17 protein-coding genes are annotated in these 19,414 nt (G+C 69.1%); 11 read left to right on the top strand and 6 right to left on the bottom strand.

Annotated features, from left to right (window positions below):
- Window positions 1-36 precede the first annotated feature (36 nt).
- Both SBI67_RS25530 and SBI67_RS25525 read left to right on the top strand, forming a co-directional pair.
- Window positions 37-240 carry a cation transporter gene (locus SBI67_RS25530; RefSeq protein ID WP_318983261.1) on the top strand — a complete coding sequence of 68 codons (204 nt, stop codon included), beginning with the start codon at window positions 37-39 and terminating at the stop codon, window positions 238-240.
- Window positions 237-2,456 carry a heavy metal translocating P-type ATPase gene (locus SBI67_RS25525; RefSeq protein ID WP_318983260.1) on the top strand — a complete coding sequence of 740 codons (2,220 nt, stop codon included), beginning with the start codon at window positions 237-239 and terminating at the stop codon, window positions 2,454-2,456. The genes SBI67_RS25530 and SBI67_RS25525 overlap by 4 nt, the downstream gene beginning before the upstream one ends.
- Here the strand turns inward: SBI67_RS25525 and SBI67_RS25520 are convergent.
- Window positions 2,442-3,554, bottom strand: a complete 1,113-nt coding sequence (locus SBI67_RS25520) for an adenylate/guanylate cyclase domain-containing protein (protein ID WP_318983259.1) — start codon at window positions 3,552-3,554, stop codon at window positions 2,442-2,444. The genes SBI67_RS25525 and SBI67_RS25520 overlap by 15 nt on opposite strands.
- A gap of 34 nt (window positions 3,555-3,588) precedes the next feature.
- On the opposite strand from SBI67_RS25520, the gene SBI67_RS25515 reads away from it, so the two are divergent.
- The gene (locus tag SBI67_RS25515; RefSeq protein ID WP_318983258.1) at window positions 3,589-4,077 is read left to right on the top strand and encodes a DNA-deoxyinosine glycosylase; all 489 of its coding nucleotides are present in this window, start codon (window positions 3,589-3,591) and stop codon (window positions 4,075-4,077) included.
- A 9-nt stretch (window positions 4,078-4,086) separates the two neighbouring features.
- Window positions 4,087-4,542, top strand: coding sequence for an SRPBCC family protein (locus SBI67_RS25510; RefSeq protein ID WP_318983257.1), 456 nt, complete (start codon window positions 4,087-4,089; stop codon window positions 4,540-4,542).
- On the opposite strand, the gene SBI67_RS25505 is transcribed toward SBI67_RS25510, so the two are convergent.
- The 3 genes from SBI67_RS25505 to SBI67_RS25495 all read right to left on the bottom strand — a co-directional run bounded on the left by SBI67_RS25505 (window position 4,543) and on the right by SBI67_RS25495 (window position 8,356).
- Window positions 4,543-5,940, bottom strand: coding sequence for an HNH endonuclease signature motif containing protein (locus SBI67_RS25505; protein ID WP_318983256.1), 1,398 nt, complete (start codon window positions 5,938-5,940; stop codon window positions 4,543-4,545).
- A 173-nt stretch (window positions 5,941-6,113) separates the two neighbouring features.
- Window positions 6,114-7,511, bottom strand: coding sequence for an amidase (locus tag SBI67_RS25500; RefSeq protein WP_318983255.1), 1,398 nt, complete (start codon window positions 7,509-7,511; stop codon window positions 6,114-6,116).
- Entirely contained in the window at window positions 7,508-8,356 is an 849-nt protein-coding gene (locus SBI67_RS25495; protein WP_318983254.1) for a helix-turn-helix domain-containing protein, read from the bottom strand. The genes SBI67_RS25500 and SBI67_RS25495 overlap by 4 nt, the downstream gene beginning before the upstream one ends.
- 26 nt (window positions 8,357-8,382) lie before the next feature.
- Here SBI67_RS25495 and SBI67_RS25490 point away from each other — a divergent pair, with 26 nt between their 5' ends.
- From SBI67_RS25490 to SBI67_RS25480, 3 genes are read left to right on the top strand one after another with little or no spacing between them, the layout of a single operon-like run.
- Window positions 8,383-8,850: a VOC family protein gene (locus SBI67_RS25490; protein WP_318983253.1), complete on the top strand. Its 468-nt coding sequence runs from the start codon at window positions 8,383-8,385 to the stop codon at window positions 8,848-8,850.
- Window positions 8,851-8,873: 23 nt separating this feature from the next.
- Entirely contained in the window at window positions 8,874-9,311 is a 438-nt protein-coding gene (locus SBI67_RS25485; RefSeq protein ID WP_318983252.1) for an HIT family protein, read from the top strand.
- A 4-nt stretch (window positions 9,312-9,315) separates the two neighbouring features.
- Complete coding sequence (locus SBI67_RS25480; protein WP_318983251.1) at window positions 9,316-9,765, top strand: nitroreductase family deazaflavin-dependent oxidoreductase; 450 nt, start codon at window positions 9,316-9,318, stop codon at window positions 9,763-9,765.
- Window positions 9,766-9,767: 2 nt separating this feature from the next.
- Here the strand turns inward: SBI67_RS25480 and SBI67_RS25475 are convergent, their stop codons facing one another.
- Window positions 9,768-10,823: an LLM class flavin-dependent oxidoreductase gene (locus SBI67_RS25475; protein WP_318983250.1), complete on the bottom strand. Its 1,056-nt coding sequence runs from the start codon at window positions 10,821-10,823 to the stop codon at window positions 9,768-9,770.
- A 7-nt stretch (window positions 10,824-10,830) separates the two neighbouring features.
- On the bottom strand, window positions 10,831-11,664 hold the full coding sequence (locus tag SBI67_RS25470) for a uracil-DNA glycosylase (protein ID WP_318983249.1): 834 nt from the start codon (window positions 11,662-11,664) through the stop codon (window positions 10,831-10,833).
- Window positions 11,665-11,733: 69 nt separating this feature from the next.
- Between SBI67_RS25470 and tap the strand changes: the two genes are divergently transcribed.
- The 4 genes from tap to SBI67_RS25450 are packed head-to-tail and all read left to right on the top strand — an operon-like array spanning window position 11,734 to window position 19,389.
- Window positions 11,734-12,957 (top strand): multidrug efflux MFS transporter Tap, encoded by a 1,224-nt coding sequence (gene tap, locus SBI67_RS25465; protein ID WP_318983248.1) that lies wholly within the window; start codon window positions 11,734-11,736, stop codon window positions 12,955-12,957.
- Between the two features lie 58 nt (window positions 12,958-13,015).
- Entirely contained in the window at window positions 13,016-15,631 is a 2,616-nt protein-coding gene (locus SBI67_RS25460; protein WP_318983247.1) for a LuxR C-terminal-related transcriptional regulator, read from the top strand.
- Window positions 15,632-15,667: 36 nt separating this feature from the next.
- Window positions 15,668-17,032, top strand: a complete 1,365-nt coding sequence (locus tag SBI67_RS25455) for an FAD-binding oxidoreductase (RefSeq protein WP_318983246.1) — start codon at window positions 15,668-15,670, stop codon at window positions 17,030-17,032.
- A gap of 2 nt (window positions 17,033-17,034) precedes the next feature.
- Window positions 17,035-19,389 carry an arylsulfatase gene (locus SBI67_RS25450; RefSeq protein ID WP_318983245.1) on the top strand — a complete coding sequence of 785 codons (2,355 nt, stop codon included), beginning with the start codon at window positions 17,035-17,037 and terminating at the stop codon, window positions 19,387-19,389.
- The last annotated feature ends 25 nt before the right edge of the window (window positions 19,390-19,414 follow it).

Here is a 19,414-nt window from a genome sequence, read left to right as displayed (position 1 = left end):
ATTTACCCATACCCCCTACCGGTATACCATGGGCGTATGAACATTGTTCTCCGTGTTGAGGGTATGAGCTGCGGTCACTGCGTATCGGCGATCACCGCCGCGGTACAGCCGCTGCCCGGCGTCGCCTCCGTCGCCGTCGACCTCGCGGCCGGCACGGTCACGGTGACCGGCACAGCCGACCCCGCTACCGTCACCGCGGCCATCGAGGACTGCGGCTACGACGTCTCGAGTGCGGCATGAGCACGCTGACCCTCGATGTCGGCGGTATGACGTGTGCATCCTGCGCGGCGCGAATCGAGAAGCGGCTCAACCGGATCGACGGCGTCCACGCCACCGTCAACTTCGCCACCGAGCAGGCCCGCGTCGACTTCCCCGATACCGTCAGCCCCGACGAGCTGGTCGCCGCGGTGGCAGCGACGGGGTACACCGCGACGCTGCCCACCCCGGAGCCGACCGCGACGCCCGAACCCGACGAGGCCGACGGGTGGCGGCAACGGGTCCTGGTCAGCGCCGCGCTGAGCGTGCCGGTGGTTGCCCTGTCGATGATCCCGGTGTTGCAGTTCGTCAACTGGCAATGGCTGGCCTTCACGCTGGCCTCGCCGGTCGTGGTGTGGGGCGCGTGGCCCTTCCACCGGGCGGCGTGGACCAACCTACGGCACCGTGCGGCGACCATGGACACGCTGATCTCGGTGGGCGTTACCGCGGCGTACCTCTGGTCGGTGTGGGCACTGTTCTTCACCCATGCCGGGATGCCCGGCATGAAGATGCCCTTCGAGTGGGTGTCTCGCGGGGGTGCGCCACACCTGTACCTGGAGGTCGCCGCGGCCGTCACCACTTTCCTGCTCACCGGGCGGTATTTCGAAGCGCGGGCCAAGCGCAAGTCCGGTGCCGCCCTGCGGGCGCTGCTGGATATGGGCGCCAAGGACGTCGCGGTACTGCGCACCGGGGCGAGCGAAGCGACGGGGAAAAATACCGGGGCGAGCGAGGTGCGAATTCCGATCGCCCAACTGGCTGTCGGTGACGTGTTCGTGGTGCGGCCCGGGGAGAAGATCGCCACCGACGGCATCGTCACGGCCGGCACGTCGGCCGTCGACGCTGCCATGCTGACCGGAGAGCCGGTGCCGGTCGAGGTCGGTCCCGGCGCTCCCGTGGTCGGCGCCACCGTCAATGTCGGTGGTCGCCTTGAGGTACGGGCGACGCACGTCGGCGCCGACACCCAACTGGCCCAGATGGCTCGCCTGGTCAGCGAGGCCCAGAGCGGTAAGGCCGAGGTGCAGCGGCTGGCCGATCGGGTGTCGGCAATCTTCGTGCCGATCGTCTTCGGTTTGGCCGTGCTGACACTGGCCGGGTGGCTGCTCACCGGACACTCGGTGGCCGCGGCGTTCACCGCCGCCGTTGCGGTGCTGATCATCGCGTGCCCGTGCGCGCTGGGCTTGGCGACGCCGACCGCGTTGCTGGTGGGCACCGGCCGCGGCGCCCAACTCGGCATCCTGATCAAGGGCCCGCAGGTGCTCGAGTCGACCCGCCGCGTGGACACCGTGGTGCTGGACAAGACCGGTACGGTGACCACCGGCCAGATGTCGGTGGTCGGCGTGCACGTCGCCGCCGGGGAATCCGACGCCGACATCGTCCGGCTGGCAGGCGCTTTGGAGCACGCCTCGGAACACCCGATCGCCAGGGCGATCGCCGAGTACGCCGGTGCTGCGTTGCCGACGGTGACCGGGTTCGAGAATCACGGCGGGCTCGGGGTGACCGGCGAGGTCGAGGGCCGGGCCGTCGCCGCGGGCCGGGCCTCCTGGCTGGAGTTGCCGGTGCCCGCCCAACTGCGCACGGTGGCCGAGGCAGCCGAGGCCGAGGGCCGGACACCGGTCTGGTTCGCCGCCGACGAGCGCATCCGCGCGGTGATCATCGTCTCGGACACCGTCAAGGACAGCGCTGCCGAGGCGATCGACCAGTTCCGCGCCCTCGGTTTGACCCCGGTGCTGCTGACCGGTGACAACCGCGGAGCTGCGGAAGCCGTTGCGGCGCAACTCGGTATCGCGCACGTGGTGGCCGAGGTGCTGCCCGCCGGCAAGGTGGCCGAGATAAAGCGGCTGCAGTCCAACGGTGCGGTGGTGGCGATGGTCGGTGATGGTGTGAACGACGCCGCCGCGCTGGCGCAGGCCGACCTGGGATTGGCGATGGGCACCGGCACCGACGTCGCGATCGAGGCATCGGACCTGACGCTGGTTCGCGGTGACCTGCGGGCAGCCGCCGATGCGATTCGGTTGTCCCGGGCCACCCTGCGCACCATCAAGGGCAATCTGTTCTGGGCGTTCGCCTACAACGTCGCCGCGTTGCCACTGGCGGCATTGGGGCTGCTGAATCCGCTGATCGCGGGTGCCGCGATGGCATTCAGCTCGGTGTTCGTGGTGACGAACAGCCTTCGGCTGCGCCGCTTTTCACCGGTCCGTTGACCGCGCCCGGAACAGTTTGGTCTCGTCTTTGATGCCTTTGAGGCGCCGCGCGCCGGCGAAGGACCACTCGAACCCCGCGTCGTCACCGATAGCGTCATGGACGGCCTCGGACACCAGCACCGAGCCCGGCCTGGCCACGCCGGTGATCCGGCTGGCCAGGTTGACCGGGCTGCCGAACCAGTCGCCGCTGCGGTTGACGGCCAAGCCGGTGGCCACACCGGCGCGCAGTCGCAGGAAGTCGTCCCCGGCCTCGGTGGCGTCGACGAGCGCCAACATGGTGGACAGCAGCGGCGCGGGATCGGGACTGACCAGCATCACGGCGTCGCCGATGGATTTGACGAAGCGCACGGGTGGGACGACCATGTCCCGGGTCAGGTCGACCAGCCGGCGGGCGAGGTCCTCCAGTTCCTCCGGCGGCACGGCCTCGCCGAGCCGGGTGAAGCCGACCAGGTCGGCGAATGCGACCGCCACCGGACGGGCCCCGGGCAACGGCAAGCCGGCGGCGCGCTCCCCCGCGGTGACGGCCTCGGTGTCCATGGTGTGCCGCAGCTGCAGCCGCAGCATGTCCTGGATCATGGGCCCGAGCAACGGCTGGGCGGCCAGCAGCAGCTGCTCCGACGATTTGGCGATATCCAGTTCGGTGGCACCACCGGTCGCCATCATCTCCGATAGAGCCGTAAACCTCAGCGCATCAGCTGTTTTCGCCAAACCGTCGGCGATCACCCGGACCACCGCGACGATCCGTTCCTCGTCGAAGCCCAGGTCGACGAACCGCTTGACGTAGGTGAACACCTCGGCATCGACGGCGGGATGCACGGGCGCGTCCGGATCGTCGGACTGCGGCACCCCGATGGCCCGTTGGATATGACCGACCAGGTCCGGATGCACGCCGTACGTTTGGCTGATTTGCCGTGCCGAGACCAGCCTGCCGTCGTCACCGAGCACCCGACGGGACACCAACAGCAGCGGTGCGTAGGAATCCCGGATCTGTTCGACGGTGATACCGCGCTCCAACAACCACGGGATCAGCTCGGCCCGTTCGGCACGCGCGTCGCCCTCGAGGCCGTCGAGCAGGTCGGCGAAATCTGGGGAGTCCACGACGTCAAGGTAGCGGTATGCGACAGTCTGGGGAATGACCGACGTGCTGCTCGGACTGCCGCCGCTGATCGGGCCCGGCGCCAGGCTGCTGATCTGCGGCAATATGCCCAGCGCGATGTCACTGGCCGCCGGTGAGTATTACGGCAACCCACGCAACGCGTTCTGGCGGATCACCGCCGAGGTCATCGGCTTCGACGCGCAGGCGCCCTACCCCGCTCGGGTCGCGGGGCTGTTGGACCACGGCATCGCGGTGTGGGATGTGCTGCGTTCGTGTGTGCGCCAGGGCAGTCTCGACTCGGCGGTGCGACCCGAGAGCATGGTGCCCAACGACTTCGCAGGGTTCCTGGAACGTCACCCGACGATCGAACGGATGGTGTTCAACGGGGCGGCCGCCGAGACCAACTACCGGCGCCTGATCGGCACTCCGGACGTCCCGGCGCAGCGGCTGCCATCCACCAGCCCGGCTCAGACCATGCGCTACGCCGACAAACTGGCCGCTTGGCGACCAGCCCTGGCCGACTAGGATCGCGCCATGCAAGCTTCGGTGACCGTGCACATGGACGCACCCGCAGACCAGGTGTGGAACCTGATCTCCGATATCCGCAATACTCCGAAGTACTCTCCGGAGGTGTTCGAGTCCGAGTGGCTCGACGGTGCCACCGGGCCCGCGCTGGGCGCGAGGTTCCGCGGTCACGTCAAGCGCAATGAGATCGGGCCGATCTACTGGACCATCTGCCGCGTCACCGCCTGTGAACCGGGCCGCGAGTTCGGTTTCGAGGTGCTGGCCGGGAATCGACCGGTCAACAATTGGCATTACGCCCTGGCGCCCGCGGGCGCGGGCACCGACGTCACCGAGTCGTTCCGGATGACGCCCGGGTTGCTGGACACCGTGTTCGGCCTCTTCGGCGGTCAGCTCCGGACCCGGCGCAACATCCGGGACATGACGACCACCCTCAACCGGATCAAGGCCGAGGTCGAGGCGCGCTGATCACGCGGCCGTACCCGGCGGCGCATCCGGCCTGGGCGTCCGGCCGGGATTCCTGTCGCCCACGACCACTTCCGGGTGGTGGTAGGCGTTGGTGCGGGCTTGGCCCGTGTCCAGGCTGGCGGGCGGGATCCATTCGACGGAACCATCTTTGGCGATGACAGTGGTCCAGCGGCCGTCACCGACCAGTCGGTTGTGCGGGCCGCAGGCCAACACGAGTTCCTCGATGTCGGTATGCCCGTCGCGGGCGAAGTCGCTCTTCGCGTGGTGGACCTGGCAGCCGTAGGCGGGCACCCGGCAACCGGGGAACGTGCACCCGCGATGCCGGTAGGTCAACACCAGACGCTGATCTGGGCTGGCGCAGCGGCGCGTACGCCCGAAATGCAATGGCCGGCCGGTCACGTCGTCGAACACCGCCACACACCACCAGGCATGGGCCGCCATCCGGATCACATCACCCATCGGCACCCGCGACCCACCCGCGGTGACCGCCTGCCCGGTGATTTCCTCGAACTCGGCCAACGTAGCTCCCAGCACCACCGTCACCGGCAACCCGTTGTGCTGACCCAACTCCCCCGATGCCAATGCGTTGCGCGCCACCGTGATCAACGCGTCATGCTGACGCTGCCCCAGTGTGCGGGTGTCGGCATCGATCGCCTGCTGCGACGGGGTGCCCTTCGTACAGGGGATCTCGTCCTCGGGATTGCACATGCCAGGACCGGCCAGCTTGCCCAGCATCGGTTCCAGGTAGGCCCGGCCTTCCGGGGTGATGGTGCCGTGGAAATCGCTGTTGCCGTCCTTGTCCTGCGGGCCCAGCACGAAGTTACGACGGTCCTGCCGGCGCGTGGCAGCGTCATCGTCGTTCGGTTCGGGGCCGTCGGGGTCGAGGACCTCGAGCAGGTGTTTGGCCAGCCGGCGCAGAGTGTCGGGGTCATGCGCCGTGGCGTAGGTGGCCAGCTGCGCCTCCGCATCGGCGCGCGTCGGCCCGTCCACGCCTGCCGGGAGTTTCTTCAGAGTCTTGGTGATGATCCGGATATGTTCGGCGGTGATGGCACCGCGGGCTTGCGCGGCCGAGGTTGCCGGATACACCGGATCCTGTGGCTGCCCGGTCACGGTGCGGCGCGGGGCCAGCAGCTGCGCTTCGGTCAGGCGGTGGTGGGCTTCCTTGTTGGACAGACGCAATCGGATGCCCAGTGCGTCAGCCCAGCTGCGCGCCCCCAGATCGGCCGGACCGGCTTGAGCTATGAGCGCGGCCAACACCCGATGCTGGATGGCCGGCACCCGGCGGTGGACCTGTTCCAACACGGTCTGGATCTCCAGCAACTCGGCGATCGAGGCGTCGTCGAAGGACGTGTCCGACAGCGTGTCGAGCACCCCGATCAGATCGCCCACAACCTCCATGCATCGAACACTAGTACGGACCACCGACATCTTCCGCAGTTATCCACAACCGCGGATTCATCCACAACGGCAGTCCCACAAGAGGATTCGGTTGTCGCTGAAAAGTCGCTCGGAGGTGGGCAATCACCACACACCCGACGCGCGCCGAGCGGTTCAGACCCGCACCGCCCGCGCTACCGAATAGACCCATGGGACACAGTCTGCACCGGCGGGCGCCGATCCGACCAGGGTCGCGCCGTCTCGAGCTGGGCGCTCAACGACAGCAGCGTCGCCTCGTCGAACGGGCGGCCCATCAATTGGATCGACATCGGGATCCCATCGCGGTCCACACCCCACGGCACCACCGCGGCGGGTTGTCCGGTGACATTGCACATGGCCTGGAACGGCACCCGGCCGGCCACCCGGGCCAGCGTCGAGATCGCGCCCCGGCGCTGGTAGGCACCGATGCGGGACGGCCCGGTGGCCGCCCCCGGCGTGATGACGACGTCGACCTCGTCGAAAATGGACAGCACGCGCGCTGCGATGGCCGGTTCGGCCGCCAGGATGGCCTCCATCCGACGCTGCGGGATCAGCCCACCGATCCGGGCGAAAGCCCTTGTCCGGGAATCGAGCCGGTCCGGGTGCGGTAGCGCGCGGACGTCGTCGTACACGCCGCGGAAGTACCGCGGCAGCGCGTGTCCGTACACCGCACCCAGCGGATAATCCGGGTCACGCTCGACGACGTGATGTCCCAGTTCCCGCAGCACAGCGGCGGCATCGGCCACCGCCGCCCGCTGCGCGGCACCCACCCGCGCAGTCACCAACGGCGGCACCTTGCGGCTCACCGCGATCCGCAGCCGGCTCGGCTGGCGCGCCGCCGCGGTCACGAAATCATGGCCCGGCGCGGTGGCGTCGAGGAACAGCGCGGCATCCTCGACCGTGCGGGCGAGCGGCCCGTTCACCACCAGTCCGCACCATGAGTTCTCGTGCGGCGCCGTCGGAACCCGATCCCGCTGGGGCTTGATCCCGAACAGCCCGCACCAGGTGGACGGTATCCGGATGGACCCCATGCCGTCTGATCCCAGCGCGATCGACGCGAGGCCCGCGGCGACCGCCGCACCGCTGCCGCCGCTGCTGCCGCCGGGGGCGAAGTCGCTATTCCACGGGTTGCGCGTCGCGCCGTAGGTGAGGGTCTCGGTGAACGGCCAGATCATCATCTCCGGCACCGCCGTCTTGCCCAGGATCACCGCACCCGCCGCCCGCAGTCGACGCACCACCTCGGCATCGGCGGCCACCGCGGGGCCGTTCGCACTGCTGCCGTAGCTGGTCACCTGGCCCGCGATATCGGTGTCGTCCTTGATCGCGACGGGCACGCCGAGCAATGGCAGCCGCTCCCCCGCGTCCAGCCGGGCCTGCGCCGCGGCCGCTTCGGCCCGCGCGGATTCGGCGAGAACCACTCGATAGGAGCGAATTTCGAGATCGATGAGCGCGATCCGGTCCAGGAAGTGCTGCAGCAGATCCGGCGCGGTGATTGTTCCGGCGGCCAGCATGCGGGCGTGCTCGGCCGCGCCGGCGAACGCGATATCACTCATTGGCGCAACGGTAGCGCCCCGGGTCCGTGCATGGTGGCGTACTCGCCGGGTGTGCAGCCCAGCATGGCGCGGAAGTCATTGCTGAAATGCGCCTGGTCGTACCAGCCCAGCCGAGTGGCCAGGTCGGCGAGGTCGACGCCGGCCGTGCTCTCGATCTCCAGCGCCGCCTGCTGCAACCGGTAGCGACACAGCACCCATTTCACCGGGACGCCAACGTAGTGGGCAAAGATCCGCTGTGTGGTCCGCACGCTCCACGGCGACAGCGCCATCACCTGTGACACCTTGTGCAGGCCGGGATCGGCCTGCATTCGCGCCACCAGCGCGGTCAGCCGCTCGTAGACCGGGTCCAACGGCCCGTCGAAGGCTCCGATCGCCACGTCCAAGCGAGTCCGCACGGCGTCGTCATCATCGTCGAATTCGATTGCCTCACCCAAGAATTCGTCGTCGACCGGCTGCACCAGACCCGTCAGCTGCGCAGCGTCCCGACCGAACCGGGCCGTGAAACCACCGGGCAGGAACCGGGCACCCACCACCGTGCCGCACTCGCGGATGGTGGTGCGGAAGACCTTCGGCACCACGCCGTGCACCAGGGTGGCCGGCAACGGGAAGCCATGCCGGACACCGTCTTCACCCCATTCCCGGGTCAGGTGCAGCGCCGGGAACGTGATCACCGTGCTGTCGAAGGGACCCTCGAGGCGCCGGTCCCACCGCACCGACCAGAAGTGTTCGACAAACCGGCCGGCCGCCGCCGACGGCGGCCAGCGCCGCAGCTCGAAGGCCGAGACACTGCCCGCCCGGCCCACCACGCCGCGCACCGGCGCTGGCGTGTTTTTCCAAGCCGCCATGACCGCAAGGCTACGAAACTGACGGCATGAGCAGCACACCGATCCCCCAGGGATACTCCAGCCTGACCCCGTTCCTCTGCGTCGACGGTGCCGCAGCGGCGATCGACTTCTATGTCGATGTTTTCGGCGCCACACTGGTCAGCCGGATGGACGGGCCGAACGGGACCGTCACACACGCCGAACTCGACTTCGGCGCAGGCCGCCTGCAGCTCGGCGATCCGCAGGACGCCTACCAGCTGGCCGCCCCCGAACGCGGCGCCTTCGCCACCGAGTCGATCGGGCTGTACTGCGCCGACGCCGACACGGTGGTGGCGCGTGCCGTTGACGCCGGCGCAACCGTCCGTGAACCGCTACAGACCTTCGTCACCGGCGACCGATTCGCCTCGATCGTCGACCCGTTCGGCCGGCGCTGGACAGTGCTGACCCGCGTCGAAGACATCACCCCCGAAGAGCAGGAACGCCGGCTGGCCGAATGGGCGTCCGCCAACGCCTGAAGACGGGCAGCTAACGTGGCGGGATGGCCTGCGTGTTCTGCTCGATCGTCGCCGGGGAGGCCCCCGCACTGCGGATCCACGAGGACGACGAGTATCTCGCCTTCCTCGATATCCGGCCGTTCACCCGCGGGCACACCCTGGTGATCCCGAAGCGGCACACCGTGGACCTGACCGACACGCCGCCGGACACCGTTGCCGGTCTGGCGGTGCTCGGGCAGCGGATCGCCAAGGCCGCGCGGCTGTCCGGCCTGCACGCCGACGGCAACAATATCGCGATCAACGACGGTAAGGCCGCGTTCCAGACGGTGTTCCACCTGCACCTGCACGTGGTGCCGCGGCGCACCGGTGACAAATTGTCGTTCGCGAAAGGCATGGTGCTGCGCCGCGATCCGGATCGTGCGGCGTCGGCACGGCTGTTACGTGCGGCGTTGGCGAACCTGGACGAAACCGCGCAGGATTGAGGTCATGACACATCTGTCGCCGATCGAGCAGGTCGGCCTGCGGGTCCTGCACCTGCACGACTTGCTGTATCAGAAGACCAACGGCCTGATCGGACACCGCATCCCCGGAATGCCGAACAGCCTGTTGTTGCACACGGTCGGGGCCAAGACCGGGCAACCACGCATCAACACCCTGAGCTACGCCCGGGACGGCAAGGACTACCTGGTGGTGGCGTCGATGGGCGGGGCGCCGCGCTCGCCGGGCTGGTATCACAACCTCAGGGCCCATCCGGACGTCGAGATCAATGTCGGGACAACGCGTTTGGCGGTCACCGCTCGGCCCATCCTTCCGGACGACCCGGATTACGCGCGACTGTGGCAGCTGGTGAACCGCAACAACGCCAACCGCTACGAGGCGTATCAGAAGAAGACCAGCAGGCCCATCCCGATCGTCGCGCTGACGCCGCGGAACTGAACTCAGAGCAGCTCTTTGGCCAGCAGCTCCAGCGTGGTCTCCCTGGCCGGGGCGGTCGCCGACGGCGTGCCCCGGTATGCCGATCCGACCGGGCTGATCATCACCTCGTCCACATCGAATTGCTCTGCCAGGGACCGGATCTGATCCGCGGCCTCGGCCGGTTCACCCACCACGGTGCGGGCCCGGCCAGAATCCACGATCAGCTGCTCCTGCGCCGAGATGGTGGCCGCGAGCGCATCCTCCACCAGGTCCAGCGGCCCCAGCGGCCGCCCGGTGCGCAGCCGGCCCATCATCTGCAGATTGGGCAGTAGCAGATCCTGTGCCTCGGCGCGGGTCGGCGCCACCGACGCATTCACGGTGAGGAACGTCAAAGGCTCGGAAAGCTCTGCGCTGGGCCGAAATTCGGCACGGTAGGCGGCCAGCGCCTCGGCGGTGCCCTGACCGCTGAAGTGGTTGGCGAAGACGTAGGGCAAACCCTTGGCAGCAGCCAGGTGCGCCGAGTACATCGAGGAGCCGAGCAGCCACAACCGCGGCTCGCTGGCCGCGTTCGGGGTGGCCTTGAGCACGTAATCCTGCTGCTGCAGCAGCCCGCCCCTGGTCAGTTCGACCCGGACGCCGCGGGCACCCATCAGGGCGGCGACATCGTCGAGGTACTGCGGAAATCGTTCGATATCCGAATCATCGCGCCCGGCGGCACCCCGCAGCGCCACCGACGTCACCGGGTCCGACCCCGGCGCGCGGCCGATGCCCAGATCGATCCGTCCCGGCGCCGCCGCCTCGAGCAGCGCGAACTGCTCGGCCACCGCCAGCGGTGCGTGATTGGGCAGCATCACCCCGCCCGAACCCAGCCTGATGGTCGAGGTCTGCGCGGCCAGGTAGGCGATCAGCACCGGTGGGCTGGTGGCCGCCACGGCGGCCATGTTGTGGTGCTCGGCCACCCAGTACCTGGTGAAACCCAGCCGGTCGGCGGTCTTGGCCAGCGATGCGGTGGCCGCCAGGGCGTCGGCTGTGGACTGGTCGGAGCGAACGGGAACGAGGTCGAGAACTGAAAGCCGCACGTGGGCGTCAACGCGGTGCGACGCCGGATCGTTCCCGCGCCGCCAAGAAAACGTCGTCGAGCATGGCCGGCGTCAACCGACCGGTGAACATGTTCTGCTGACTGGGGTGGTAACAGCCCAACAGCACGCGCCCCGATGCCAGCGGCACCGCCACGCCATGACCGAACACCGGCTTCGGTTGCCCGTCCCACTCGCCGGCCAGCAGCGTCACCGCGGTCTGCCAGGCGAAGGTACCCAGCGCCACCACCACCCGCACGTACGGCGCCACCAGCCGCCATTCCGCATGCAGCCACGGCGCGCAGGTCGACCGCTCCTGCGGTGTCGGTTTGTTGGCGGGCGGGGCGCAGCGCACCGGGGCCACGATCCGCACCCCGTTGGCCCGCATTCCGTCGGCGGCGTCGACGCTGTAGCCCGAACTGACCAGGCCGGCGCGGTGCATCGCCGCGAACAACTGATCTCCGGACCGGTCTCCGGTGAACACCCGGCCGGTGCGGTTGGCACCGTTGGCCGCGGGTGCCAGGCCGACCACCAGCACCCGGGGCCGGGCGGCACCCCAACCGGCCACCGGACGTCCCCAGTACGGCTCGTCGGCGAAGGACCGGCGCTTGGTGACCGCAACCTCCTCCCGCCAGGTGACCAGGCGTGGGCACGCCTTGCAGACCGTGACCGCCGCGTCGAGTTCGGCGACGGTGCCGGTTGCGGCCGCCAGCGCGGACACGGAGTCGGCGTCCACGGCGACGGGCGTGCCGGGTGTGGCCCGGTCCCCCGGCCATCCCGTCCCCGCCGGCACCGGCGACGGGAACAGCCGGCCGGTGCGCGGATGGGGAAGCCTGTCGGTCACGCAGCCATCCTCTCTGAAATTCGGTGGTCGAGGATCGCACGGCGCTGTTAGATTCTGCCGCGATACACCATGAACATACGTCACCGCGGCCCCGCGCTGCTGATCCTTTTCGCAGCGCTGGCCGCGGGGTCGGGCAACGGCATATCGATGATCGCCTTCCCGTGGCTTGTGCTGCAACGCAACGGATCTGCGCTCGATGCCTCGGTGGTGGCAATGGCAGGAACGCTGCCGCTGCTGGCGTCCACCCTGATCGCGGGTACCGCGGTCGACTATCTCGGCCGCCGCCGGGTGTCGATAATCGCCGACGGCCTGTCCGCGCTGTCGGTCATCGCCGTGCCGGTGCTCGCCCTGAGCTTCGGCGCGCAGGTGATCAATGTCGCCGTGCTGGCCGGCCTGGCCGCGCTGGGCGCCGCCTTCGACCCCGCCGGCATGACTGCGCGTGAATCGATGCTGCCCGAGGCCGCCAAGCGCGCCGGCTGGACCCTCGACCATGCCAACAGCGTGTACGAGGCGGCGTTCAACCTCGCCTACATCGTCGGGCCCGGCATCGGCGGCCTGCTCATCACCACCCTCGGCGGGATCAACACGATGTGGGTCACCGCGGCGACGTTCGGGTTGTCCATCCTGGCCATCGGAGCCCTGCGGCTGGAGGGCGCGGGCCCACCGGACCGCGAATCGTTGCCCGACGGGGTGCTCTCGGGTGTCGTCGAAGGCCTGTCCTTCGTGTGGAACACCAAGGTGTTGCGCACCTTGGCGATCATCGACCTGACCGCCACCGGGCTGTACATGCCGATGGAAAGCGTGCTGTTCCCCAAGTACTTCACCGACCGCAACGAGCCGGCGCAGCTGGGTTGGGTGCTGATGGCGCTGTCGGTGGGCGGTCTGGTCGGCGCGCTGGGATACGCGGTGATGTCCAAGTTCCTGAAGCGGCGCACCACGATGCTCATCGCGGTGATCACCCTCGGGGTGGCCATGACGATCGTGGCGTTCCTGCCCCCGCTGCCGGTGATCCTGGTGCTGTGCGCCGTCGTCGGTTTCGTCTACGGGCCGATCGCGCCGATCTACAACTACGTCATGCAGACCCGGGCCCCGCAGCACCTGCGCGGCCGCGTGGTCGGCGTGATGGGTTCGTTGGCCTACGCCGCGGGCCCGCTGGGTCTGTTGCTCGCCGGCCCGCTGGCCGACTCGGCCGGATTGCACGCCACCTTCCTGGCGCTGTCGTTGCCGATGCTGGCGATCGGCGTCGTCGCCGTCGCGCTGCCGTCGCTGCGCGAACTCGACCGGCCCGCGTGACGCGGCGGAATCCGATATAACGCTGGGCTTTCTGCACGGCCGCTCTTACGCTGCATAGGTGCGCTTGACCTGGCCGTTGACGGGCCGCTCCGCGGAGATCGGGGCCATCCGTGCCGGAATCTCGGCCCGCGACACCGCAGGCGTGGTGGTGCGCGGCCCGGCCGGTGTCGGTAAGAGCCGCCTGGTCCGTGACGCACTGCAGGGCAGCGAATACCGCTGGATCGTCGGCACCACGTCGGCGCGCGACATCCCGTTGGGCGCTTTCACGGCCTGGACCAGATCGGCCGACGACGACCGGCTCAGGTTGGTGCACAGCGTGATCGAGGCGGTGACCGCGGCCCCCGCCGGGCGGGGCGTCATCGTCGCCGTCGACGACGCGCACCTGCTCGACGATCTGTCGGTCTTCGTGCTGCACCAGGTCGTGCAGTGGCGTGCCGCCAAAGTGGTGCTCACGGTACGAGACGGCAGTGACGGATCCGGGATCCCCGAGAGTGTCCGGGAGCTCTGGAAGGACACCGACGATCGGGCCTTCGCTCGCCTCGACCTGCAGCCCCTGGCCCGGCAGGAGTCCGCGGACCTGCTGGCCGCGGCTCTGCAGGGCCCGGTCGACCCCGACGCGGCCGGTCGGCTCTGGACGCTCACCCGCGGCAACGTGTTGTACCTGCGCAATATCGTCGAGCAGGAACTGGCCGACGGCCGCTTGCAGCAGTGCGCCGGATGCTGGCAATGGGTGGGCGAGCCGGTGCTGCCCACCAGCCTGGTCGAGCTCATCGACTCGCGATTCGGGGACCTGCCGCCCGCGGTCGGCACCGTCGTCGACCTGCTTGCCGTCGGCGAACCCATCGAACTGGCCACCCTGCAGCGCATCACCGATCCGGAGTCGGTCGAGGAAGCCAATATCCGCGGCCTGATCAGCGTGGCCCCCTACGATTCCGGTGTGCAGGCGCGGGTGGCCCATCCGCTCTACGGGGAGATCCGCCGGACGCGGGCGCCGTCGACGACACTGCGCAGGCTGCGCGGTCTGGTGGCCACCGAACTGGCCGCGGGGCCCGATCGAGACGACCTGCGCGTGGTGGTGCGCCGCGCCAGCCTGAGCCTGGACTCCGACCTGCCGCCCGATACCGACCTGCTGGTGCGCGCGGCCAAGGGCGCTATCTGGCTGGCCGATCTGCAGCTGGCCAGCCGGCTGGCCGAGGCAGCCATCGCCGGCGGCGCCGGGGCGGACGCGCACTTTTTGCACGCCCACGCGTTGTCGTGGTCCTTTCGTGGTGCGGAGGCCGAACGCGCGCTGGCCGAGCTGAGCGCGCAGGAGTGGGACGACCGCGACCGCGCCCGGTTCACCTATCTGCGGGCCACCAACCTGTTGTGGGCGCTGTCCCGCCCGGACGAAGCCAAGGCGCTGGTCGACGCGGTGTCGGTCGGCCCCGACGGCCGCAGCTGGATCGATGCCTTCCTGGTCATCTACTGGTTCGCCACGGACCGGCCGGCCGCCGCGCTGGAAGCTGCCAAGGCCATCAGCGTGCCCGAACTGCCCGACGTGGTAGCCGCCGAGACTGCGTTCGCACTCACGGCGGTCACCGGCGATGCCGGCCGGACATCGGATGCCCTGAAGACCGCGGAGACCGGCTACGCCGCCGCGATGCGCGGCCATGACGCCCCGCACATGCGCTTCAACATCGCAGACGCCGAGCTCGGCGCCTTGGTGTTGGCGGGACGGTTGACCGACATCGACCCGCTGGTCGAACGCATTCGCGCCCAGTCCGCCGAGCTTCCCGGTGTCGCGCATGCGCTCGGTGCGGCGATCGCCGGCCGGGCCGCGCTGGGCACCGGCCGGCTACATGACGCCTGCAGGTTGCTCGAGCAGGCGGCGGTGGCGTTCGCGGCCCATCACTCCACCGGTTGGGGTTACCGCTACAACGTGGTGCGGGCCACCGCCCTGGCCATGCACGGCCGGGTCACCGATGCAGCCGCCATCCTCGACGAGATCGACGCGCTGGAGCGGCCGTTCCGGTCGCTGTCCTACGAACGCAGTATCGGGCGGGCCTGGGTGGCCGCCGGGCAGGGGGTGGTGAGCGAGGCGGTCGGCATCCTCGCGGTGGCTGCCAAGACGGCGGCGGCCAACGGCCAGTTCTCCGCCGAGGTGATGTGCCTGCAGGTGGCCACCCAGTTCGGCGCCCACGAGCACGCCGACCGGCTGGCCGAGCTGGCCGGGCTGACCGAAGGCCCACGGTCCGGCCTGGCTGCCCGGTTCGCCGCCGCGCTGCGTGACGAAGACACCCATGAATTGGCCTCTGTATCAGAGGCTTTCGAGGCGATGGGCGACCTGGCCGCGGCCGTGGACGCCGCTGCCCACGCCGCCATCTACCATCGCGGCCGGGGCCGCCGCGGGTCGGCGCTGAACTGCTCGGTGCGGGCCGAGGCGCTGGCCGAACACACCGGGGTGATCACTCCGGCCCTGGAGCAGGCCGCCGAACCGCTGCCCCTGACCGAGCGCGAGTGTGAGGTGGTCGCACTCATCGCGGTCGAACTGCTCAACAAGGAGATCGCCGAACGGTTGCACCTGTCCGCCCGCACGGTCGAGGGACACGTCTACCGGGCCATGCAAAAGACCGGAACGTCCAGCCGCGAGGAGCTGGCCGAACTCTGGCGACGGCGCAGGCGGCGCCCACAATAGGTCTTCCGGTGGTGACGCCGGCCATACACTGGCCCGGTGAGCTCCCCGCTGGACAGCCTGATCGCGGCACTGCCCGAGGGCACCGTGGTCACCGATCCCGATATCGTCGCCTCCTACCGGCAGGACCGCGCCGCCGACCCCGACGCGGGGACCGCATTGGCGGTGGTCCGGCCCACCCGCACCGAGGAGGTGCAGACGGTGTTGCGTTGGGCCAGCGGACACGGTGTCGCGGTGGTGCCGCGCGGTGCCGGAACGGGCCTCTCGGGCGGCGCTACCGCCATCGACGGTGGCATCGTGCTGTCCACCGAACGGATGCGCGATATCACGGTCGACACGGCCACCCGCACCGCCGTCGTGCAGCCCGGACTGCTCAACGCGGAGGTGAAGAAGGCCGTCGCCGCGCACGGGTTGTGGTATCCGCCGGACCCGTCGTCGTTCGAGATCTGCAGCATCGGTGGCAACATCGCCACCAACGCCGGTGGGCTGTGCTGTGTGAAGTACGGCGTGACCACCGACTACGTGCTGGGCCTGCAGGTGGTGCTGGCCGACGGTACCGCAGTGCGCCTCGGCGGTCCCCGACTGAAGGATGTCGCCGGGCTCAGTCTGACCAAACTCTTCGTGGGCAGTGAGGGCACGCTGGGAGTCGTCACCGAGGTGACGCTGAAATTGCTTCCCGCCCAGCATGGTCCGTGCACGGTGGTGGCGTCCTTCGATTCCGTGGCGGCGGCGGCCGATGCGGTGGTGACCATCACCGGCAAGATCCGCCCGTCGATGCTGGAGTTCATGGATTCGGTCGCCATCAACGCCGTCGAGGACAAGCTGAAGATGGGGTTGGACCGCAACGCCGCGGCGATGATGGTGGCCGCCTCCGACGAACGTGGGCCTGCCGGGGCCGAGGACGCCCAGTTCATGGCGCAGGTGTTCACCGATAGCGGTGCCACCGAGGTCTTTTCGACGTCGGACCCGCAGGAGGGTGAGGCATTCGTCGCGGCCCGCCGCTACGCGATCCCCGCGGTGGAGGCCAAGGGCACCCTGCTGCTGGAGGATGTCGGAGTGCCGCTGCCCGCGCTGGCCGACCTGGCGGCGGGGATCGAGAAGATCGCGGCGGACCGCCAGGTGATGATCTCGGTGATCGCGCACGCCGGCGACGGCAACACCCATCCGCTGATCGTGTTCGATCCCGCCGACGCCGACATGGCGCGGCGAGCCGACCTCGCGTTCGGCGAGATCATGGATCTGGCCGTGACGCTGGGCGGCACCATCACCGGTGAGCATGGGGTGGGCCGCCTCAAACGGCCGTGGCTGGCCGGCCAGATCGGACCGGAGGCAATGGAATTGAACCGACGGATCAAGACGGCGCTGGATCCAGCCGGCATCCTCAACCCCGGCGCGGGGATCTGACCATGTCTGCCAGGCGGAGTTTCGAGGGTGTCGTGGCCACCGACGTCAGGGAATCCACCCCGGACTGGGCGGCGTTCCGCGAGGCGGCGGCACCGTCGGGTGCACCCAATGTGCTGTACCTGTTGTGGGACGACATCGGTATCGCCACCTGGGACTGCTACGGCGGCCTGGTGCAGATGCCCAATATCGCCAGGATCGCCGGCCGGGGGCTGCGGCTGACGCAATTCCACACCACTGCATTGTGTTCCCCGACCCGTGCCGCGCTGTTGACCGGACGCAATCCGACCAGTGTCGGGGTGGCGTCGGTGCTCAACCTGGCTGACGGTTTTCCCGGTCACCATGGCCGGATCCCCGCCGAGACCGCATTGTTGTCCGAGGTGCTCTCCGAACGCGGGTGGTCCACTTACGCCGTCGGCAAATGGCACCTGGCGCCGATCGAGGACTGCCAGGCCGCGGGCTCACGACGATACTGGCCGCTGCGCCGCGGGTTCGACAGGTTCTATGGCTTCCTCGACGGGATGACCGACCAGTGGTATCCCACCCTGGTCCGGGACAACGACCCGATCGATCCGCCGGCCAGCCCCGAACAGGGCTACCACCTGTCGAAAGACCTGGCGGACAACGCCATCGGGTTCCTGCGGGATCACCGTGCGGCGGCACCGGACAAGCCGTGGTTCATGTATCTGTGCCCGGGGGCCGGCCACTCCCCGCACCAGGTGGCCGCCGAGTGGGCCGACCGCTACCGGGGCGCTTTCGACATGGGATACGAACGCTACCGCGAGACGGCGCTGGCCAACCAGAAGGCGCTCGGCCTGCTGCCGCCGGAAACCGAGCTGTCCCCGATGAATCCGTACGCCGACGCCACCAGCCCGGACGGGATCCCGTGGCCGGCCAACGAGAATGTCCGGCCCTGGGATTCGTTGTCCGATGACGAGAAACTCGTGTCGTGCCGGATGGCTGAGGTGTTCGCCGGATTCCTGTCCTATACCGATGCCCAGATCGGCCGGATTCTCGATTATCTGGAGCAAACCGGGCAACTGGACAACACCATCGTGGTCGTGATGTCCGACAACGGGGCCAGTGGCGAGGGTGGTCCCAACGGCACGCTGGACGAATCCGTCCCGATGCTGGGCGGCTCCGACACCACCGAAGACGGATTGCGCCGGTTCGGCGAACTCGGCGGCCCCGGCACGGCTATGAACTATCCGAACGGTTGGGCCATGGCGTTCAACACCCCGTACAAACTGTTCAAGCGGTACGCCTCCCATGAGGGCGGGATCGCCGACCCGTGCATCATCTCCTGGCCGGCCGGACTGCCAGGCGGCGGCGCCGTCCGCGACCACTACGCGCATGTCAGCGACGTCACCCCGACCGTGTACGAGCTACTCGGCATCGGTGATGTCACGACGGTCAACGGGATCGCCCAGCGACCGCTGGAGGGAACGAGTTTCGCGGCCGCACTTGCCGATCCGGCTGAACCAACGCCGAAGGACACCCAGTTCTACTCGATGCTGGGTACCCGCGGGATCTGGCATGAGGGCTGGTTCGCCGGCACCGTGCACCCACCGACGGCGGCAGGTCCGCGCGGCTGGGCCGCATTCGACCGGGATCGCTGGGAGCTGTTCCACATCGAAGCCGACCGCAGTCAGATCCATGACCTGTCCGGCGAGCACCCGGACAAGTTGGCCGACCTGAAGGCACTGTGGCATGAGCAGGCCCAGAAATACCAGGCCTATCCGCTGGTCGATCTGAGCGTTCAGGAAATCGTCCAGCGGGCCGCCGCCAATATCGGCGAGCCGGTGACACAGGCGGTGTTCCACCCGGGCGTCCCGGCCGGGCACACCGCGTTCCGGGGCTTGGTGCGCGGCCGGTCGTTCACGTTGCGGGTTGCGGTATCGCTCGAGCGACCGGATGCGGAGGGTGTGCTGTTCTCGCAGGGCAGCCGGACGGGCGGGCAGGCGCTGTACCTGGCCGACGGACACCTGCACTACGCGTGCAGTGCCGCAGGGCAGGAACAAGCGGTCACGTCGGCGGCACGGATTCCCCTGGGCCGGCACGTCTTCGAGGTGCGCTACACCCGCACCGGCGCGGTCGAGGGCACCCTGGACATGATCGGTGATGTCACGCTGGTGGTCGACGAGGAGGTGGCGGGTTCGGACACCGGTATGCGTATGGCGGGCCTGGACATCATGCAGACCGTGTCGGCGGGTCGGGCCGTGACCTATTCCGTGTCGGCGGCGTTCACCTCGCCGTTCCCGTTCACCGGCGGCACCTTCGACGAGGTTGTCCTCGATTTCACCGGTGACCCGCCGTCCGCCGACCGGGAAGTGGTCGATACGGCGTTCCGGCGCGACTGAGCACAGTCACAGGAACGGGCAGACG

This window comes from Mycolicibacterium chengduense, assembly GCF_033741155.1.
GTDB lineage: Bacteria > Actinomycetota > Actinomycetes > Mycobacteriales > Mycobacteriaceae > Mycobacterium.
The sequence above is the reverse complement of the archived record's forward strand: the minus strand, read 5'-3'. Positions and strand labels throughout refer to the sequence as shown.

Coding starts and splice junctions, on each gene's coding strand:
- SBI67_RS25490 (WP_318983253.1), top strand. CDS start 8,383: ATGAGCAGCACACCGATCCCCCAGGGATACTCCAGCCTGACCCCGTTC.
- SBI67_RS25495 (WP_318983254.1), bottom strand. CDS start 8,356: ATGGCGGCTTGGAAAAACACGCCAGCGCCGGTGCGCGGCGTGGTGGGC.
- SBI67_RS25500 (WP_318983255.1), bottom strand. CDS start 7,511: ATGAGTGATATCGCGTTCGCCGGCGCGGCCGAGCACGCCCGCATGCTG.
- SBI67_RS25530 (WP_318983261.1), top strand. CDS start 37: ATGAACATTGTTCTCCGTGTTGAGGGTATGAGCTGCGGTCACTGCGTA.
- SBI67_RS25515 (WP_318983258.1), top strand. CDS start 3,589: ATGACCGACGTGCTGCTCGGACTGCCGCCGCTGATCGGGCCCGGCGCC.
- SBI67_RS25510 (WP_318983257.1), top strand. CDS start 4,087: ATGCAAGCTTCGGTGACCGTGCACATGGACGCACCCGCAGACCAGGTG.
- tap (WP_318983248.1), top strand. CDS start 11,734: ATGAACATACGTCACCGCGGCCCCGCGCTGCTGATCCTTTTCGCAGCG.
- SBI67_RS25525 (WP_318983260.1), top strand. CDS start 237: ATGAGCACGCTGACCCTCGATGTCGGCGGTATGACGTGTGCATCCTGC.
- SBI67_RS25505 (WP_318983256.1), bottom strand. CDS start 5,940: ATGGAGGTTGTGGGCGATCTGATCGGGGTGCTCGACACGCTGTCGGAC.
- SBI67_RS25485 (WP_318983252.1), top strand. CDS start 8,874: ATGGCCTGCGTGTTCTGCTCGATCGTCGCCGGGGAGGCCCCCGCACTG.
- SBI67_RS25480 (WP_318983251.1), top strand. CDS start 9,316: ATGACACATCTGTCGCCGATCGAGCAGGTCGGCCTGCGGGTCCTGCAC.
- SBI67_RS25450 (WP_318983245.1), top strand. CDS start 17,035: ATGTCTGCCAGGCGGAGTTTCGAGGGTGTCGTGGCCACCGACGTCAGG.